We start from the raw sequence: 4,999 nt of genomic DNA, 5'->3' as shown, positions 1-4,999 counted from the left end.
CCTGGGGGCCGTCTCCCGCCCCCCCCCCCCCCACTGGGTGTGTTGGGGTTGTTGTGTTTTTGGCCTTTTTAGAACCGGCCATACCACTCACGACCCTCGTCGTGGCTAGCCCCGGCTGACAGTGACCGTCGACGAGGCTGAGCCGTCCGCGGTGGTCTTGGTGATCGTGCGCGTCTGGCCGGGCTTCACCTGCGAGGAGTCGAGCGAGACGTGCACCTTGCCGCCGGGGTGCGCGATCGGCCTGGGCAGGACGTGCGGCTTCACCGGCTTCGGCGGTTTGCCCGACGGCGGCTTCACACCGGACCTCAGCTTCGCGAGGTCGGCGCGTGCCTTCGCGGCTTCGCTCCTCGCTTTGCGCAGGTCGATCTTGGCCTGCTTGACCTTCGCGTCCGCCTCTTCGACACGCTTCTTCGCCTTAACGACAGCGTCAGGAGAAGCCGTGACCGGGGCAGGAAGCACGACGGGAGCGATCCGCTTGATGGGGGCCCGCGCCGGGACCTCCTTGTGCACAGCGGCCTTACGCACCACCGGTTTCTGCACCTTCGCGGGCTTCTTCACCGGCACCGGCTTCGCGGCTGGCGCGACCGGCACCGGGGCGACGGCCAGCGGAGCCACCGCCGGGGCCGGAGCCTGCGCGGGAGCGGCCGGTTTGGCCGCCGCCGGGCCTGCCAGTGCCGTGGGCGCCTTCACCACGGCCGGTTCACCGTCGCCGCCGAAGATCGCCACGGCGGCGACGCCGGCGCCGGCCGTGACCATGGTGGCCACGCCGTACTTCGAGAATCGCTTGAGGTCCATGAAAAGTCCGCCCTCATGTCCACCGGCCGCGCCAGTCGCGGCCAGACCTGACGAGCACCATCCCGAGAGCCGGTTCACTGGCGATTCAGTGTCATCAAATCCTCATGTACGCGGAGAAAAGTGAGCGGCACAGAACCACGACCGCTGGGGGTAACCGGATGCACTTCCACGTTCTAGGCCCGCTCGAAGCGCGCACGGCCGACGGCTCCGCCGTGAAACTGAAGCCGGGCAAGCCCACCAAACTGCTCGCCGCGCTGCTGCTGCACCGCGGGACCTGGGTGAGCATGGACCGGCTGATCGATCTGCTCTGGCAGGGACAGGCCATCCCGCCGTCGGCGGCGGGCAATGTGAAGTCCTACATCTGCGGGCTGCGCCGAGCGCTGCCGGAACCGCGGATCGACAGCCGCGAAGGCGCGTACCGGGTGCGCATCCTGCCCGACGAGGTCGACGCCGATCTGGTGACCACCCGCGCCGCCGAGGCCAGGCACGCGCTGGCCCGCGGTGACGCCGCCCGCGCGGCCACGCTGATCACCGGCTCGCTCGAGCTGTGGCGCGGCATGCCGTTCGGAGACCTGACCGCCGACGATCGCGCGCCTGAGGTCGCCAGGCTCGACGAGGTGCGCTGGGAATTGCGCGAGCTGCTGGCGACGGCTTATCGCGAGCTCGGGCGGCCTGCCGACGCGATCGGCCTGTTGCGGGCCATGACCTGCGACGACCCGTTGCGCGAAGACATCTGGGCGCGGCTGATTTCGCTGCTGCACGAGGTGGGGCGGCGCGGGGAGGCGATCGCGACGTTCCGGCGGGCGCGGTCGGCGATCGTGCGCGATCTCGGTGTCGAACCGGGTGCCGAGCTGAGCGGCGCGCACCGGATGGCACTCGGCGTCTGACCCTGCACTCGGCGAAAACCCCAATGCGTCGTTCGGTCCCGACCAGGTCCCCAATGCGCCTTTCGGCACCTGGAAGGTACCGAACGACGCATTGGGGATATCCCGGGTCAGCTCAGCCGGTCGAGCAGCATCAGGTCCGGCGGGACGATCGTCGTCGACAGCACCAGCTCGCGCAGCAGGTTGTCGTTGAGCGTGTTGCCGACGGGCTCGCCGACCTCCTCGCGGCGCAGACCGAAGACGCCGCCGTCGGAGAGCCGCTTGCGGACCGCGGCGACCATGTGCTCGACGCGCTTGACGCCCCAGCCGGCGTCCGGCTGCAGCTCGGCGAGGATCTCGGCGGCCTGCTGGCGCGCGACCGGCTGTGGCTGGGCCTCGTGCAACAGGTAGCGCTGCCCGAGCACGACCATGAGCAGCCGCTCCTCCTCGGTGAGCCGCCAGCGGCGCGGGGGCTGGGTCACCGCCTCGTGCCTGGTCGGCGGGCGGATGCCGTCGACGCCGGCGACGTAGAGCTCCAGCAGGTGTTCGCGGCGCGGCGAGCTGCGCACGAACAGCGGTGTGTAGCCGTCGGGCAGCGGCACCGGATCCTCGCTGCTGGACAGCCAGCGGCTCGACGGCAGGCGCAGCGGCAGCTGGCCGGTGTTGCTGACCCACCACTGTCCATCCTGGCGGGTCAGCAGGCCGTGGCGCCTGCTGACGCGCAGGTCGTTCTCGCCGACGCAGATGTCGACCTCCGGCCGGTTGCGGCCGAAGGTGATCGTCCGGCCCTCGATCGGCGCGACCGTCAGCCCACCGGTGAGCGACAGCGCCGAGACGGAACCGGGGTCCGCGCTCACCCCGAGCGCGAGGCTGTCATGGGACGTGGTGAGCCGTATGCCTGCCATGGCGGCCTCCTCTGTATCTGGTGTCTGGCAGTCTGCCAACGCCGCGCGGGGACCCCTCCCAACCGCTGAATCACCCGATCCGGAAGGTGAACTCCAGCGAACGCCAGTCACCGTCGATGGCCCGGCCGTCCGGCGTCGGCCCGGTCCGCTCGGCGAATTCGGCGATCAGCTCTTCCTTGACGCCGAACACCGTGTCGCTGTCGAGGTACTTCCCGCCGCGCACGAACAGCTGGGTGATCAGCCGCGGATGCCCCTCCGCCTGGATGAGGAAATGCAGGTGCGGGGCGCGGAACGGGTGCCTGCCCGACTCGGCCAGCAGCTCGGCGACCGGTCCGTCACCGGGCACCGGGTACGCGTGCGGCAGGATCGTCCAGAACCGCAGCCGCCCGTCGCCGTCGGTGTGGAACCTGGCGCGCAGCACCGGACCGTCGAGCTCGGGCAGCTGGACGTCGTAGAAACCGTCCTCATTGGACTGCCAGACGTCGACCGCGGCATCGGCGAGCGGCTTCCCGCCGGTGTCGGTCACCTGAATGTCCACCCAAAGCGGGGTCCCCGGCAGGCCGTCGGCGATGTCGTCACCGTGCTCGCGCGGCGGCGGCCCCTCCACGTAGAACGGGCCGAGCACGGCCGACGGGGTGGTGTCCGGGCTCCGCGAGTTCGTCAGCAGGTCGACCATGCTCGACACCCCGAGCACGTCCGAAAGCAGCACGAACTCCTGCCGCTTGTCGTCGGTCAGGTGCCCGGCCCTGGTGAGGAAGTCGATGGCCCGTGCCCATTCGCCCTCGGTGACATCGTGCGTGGTCACGTACTCGTGCAACGTCCGCACCAGCCCGGTGAGCAGCTCGCGCGTCCGCGGGTCCGGGGTGCCGTCGAAACTCGCGACAACCTGCTCGGTCAGCCACGTGGTGGGTTCCATCGCTCCAGATTGCACCCTCGCCGGGTGATCATCCAACCGCGGCCGCCCGGAAGTGGGCGTTGACCGGTGAGGCGAAGGACGCCACGACGGCGGCGGCGAACGCGAGCAGCTGGACGACGGCGCACACGACATACGCGGGAGTGTCGAAGCTGCTCGCGTCGACGATGACGGACACCTCGAACGCCGCGCACACCGCGCCGATCACCGTCAGCGCGACCCGCGCCCACTGCCGCCCGAGCCGGAACTGCCGCACGATCGAGCCCCACGCGGGCACCAGGCACAGCCCCGCGAAGGCGATGGTCGCGTCCTCGACCGCGTTCCGGAAGGTGGCCCACTCCGTCCAGGTGCGGCCGTGACTGGGCAGGCTGTCCGTGAAGCCGAGTGACACCTGCACCAGTACCGCGATCATCACGACCAGCCAGATCCGGGCGGCGACCTCCGCGCCCGCCTGCCTGCCGCGTTCGTAAAAGCGGAAGTAGGCGCGTGCGGACGGCGTGTAGGACAAGGCCGTCGCCACGATCATGCTGAGCGCGCGGACGAGTTCGACCAGCATCGCGATCCGGGTGAGCACCGGGAACTCCGACCGGCCGGACTGCACCATCGTCACGCCGATGATCAGCGTCCACCCGAAGTAGACCGTCACCCCGGCGAGCACCAGCCGTGCCGGCGGCAGGCCCTTGCGGTACTGCCAGATCGTCCAGGCGGCGAACCCCAGCAGCAGTAGCACGCCACCCAGCACCCCGAGGCCGGGTCCGCTCGCCTTGCGGCTCGTCGTGTCCGGCAGGTTCGCGAGCCCGAGCAGCGCGATCAGCACGGTCAACCCCGCCGCCCAGATCCACAGGCCGGACGCCAGCCTGGCCGGGGCGGGACACGTCATCTGCTGGTCTTCGGTCATGGCGGTGAAGGTAAACCCGCCCCTTCGGGAGCGGTCCCCGCCCGATTTCGGCGATTCGCCAGCGGCCGGGGCGGGTTGTGCGCTTTGCTGTCGCTGTGCAAAGAACCGTCGCCATCATCCTGGTGCTGCTGGGCTCCGCCGCGGCGCTCGCCGGCTGCTCCAGCAACGAGAGCAAATTCGTCAGCGAGCTGAAGGCCGCCGGGTTCGCCAACCCGACCGGCGCGCACACCGAGGCCGAGAAGAAGACCAAGAAGGTCGGCGGCCGGACGATCAAGTCGTCCGAAAAGACCCTCGAAGCCATGGTCCGCGTCAACGGCTGCGACCTCGAGTTCGCGAAGTCCGTCGGCAAGTCCGGCTACTGGCTCGACGAACTCCACGTCAACGGCCAGGAGCCCGACTGGCCCGGCTACCCCGAGAACCTCCGCCGCGACCAGGTGGTCGCGCTGCTGGCGAGCTCCTCGGCCAAGCCCACCGGTTTCGCCGACTGCTACCGCCCCGGCCAGCCCTGATGCCTCGTGCGAGTCGCTGACTTATTGCGCGGAAAGCCGAATGTGGCTGGCTGGTGAGGGACTCCTTCACCACGTCCGGCGGGGTGCCCGCAAGCCTCGGGCGGGCTTGAAGTGAG

General features: G+C 70.1%; 6 protein-coding genes. 2 read left to right on the top strand and 4 right to left on the bottom strand.

What is annotated here, in order from left to right; translation table 11 throughout:
• Positions 1–105 precede the first annotated feature (105 nt).
• On the bottom strand, positions 106–795 hold the full coding sequence (locus tag ACFV15_RS42275) for a hypothetical protein (protein WP_378358357.1): 690 nt from the start codon (positions 793–795) through the stop codon (positions 106–108).
• A 158-nt stretch (positions 796–953) separates the two neighbouring features.
• On the opposite strand from ACFV15_RS42275, the gene ACFV15_RS42270 reads away from it, so the two are divergent.
• A complete protein-coding gene (locus ACFV15_RS42270) occupies positions 954–1,682 on the top strand; it encodes a BTAD domain-containing putative transcriptional regulator (protein WP_378358355.1) in 729 nt (242 codons plus the stop codon).
• Positions 1,683–1,789: 107 nt separating this feature from the next.
• On the opposite strand, the gene ACFV15_RS42265 is transcribed toward ACFV15_RS42270, so the two are convergent.
• From ACFV15_RS42265 to ACFV15_RS42255, 3 genes are all read right to left on the bottom strand, one after another.
• Positions 1,790–2,563, bottom strand: a complete 774-nt coding sequence (locus tag ACFV15_RS42265) for an FHA domain-containing protein (protein ID WP_378358354.1) — start codon at positions 2,561–2,563, stop codon at positions 1,790–1,792.
• Positions 2,564–2,633: 70 nt separating this feature from the next.
• Positions 2,634–3,479, bottom strand: a complete 846-nt coding sequence (locus ACFV15_RS42260) for a dioxygenase (protein ID WP_378358352.1) — start codon at positions 3,477–3,479, stop codon at positions 2,634–2,636.
• A 28-nt stretch (positions 3,480–3,507) separates the two neighbouring features.
• Positions 3,508–4,374 (bottom strand): hypothetical protein, encoded by an 867-nt coding sequence (locus ACFV15_RS42255; RefSeq protein WP_378358350.1) that lies wholly within the window; start codon positions 4,372–4,374, stop codon positions 3,508–3,510.
• Positions 4,375–4,469: 95 nt separating this feature from the next.
• Between ACFV15_RS42255 and ACFV15_RS42250 the strand changes: the two genes are divergently transcribed.
• A complete protein-coding gene (locus tag ACFV15_RS42250; RefSeq protein WP_378358349.1) occupies positions 4,470–4,883 on the top strand; it encodes a hypothetical protein in 414 nt (137 codons plus the stop codon).
• Positions 4,884–4,999: the final 116 nt, after the last annotated feature.

It is taken from the genome of Amycolatopsis sp. NPDC059657 (assembly GCF_042734395.1).
GTDB lineage: Bacteria > Actinomycetota > Actinomycetes > Mycobacteriales > Pseudonocardiaceae > Amycolatopsis.
Note: the sequence above shows the minus strand (reverse complement) of the source record. Positions and strands in the feature narration are given on the sequence as shown.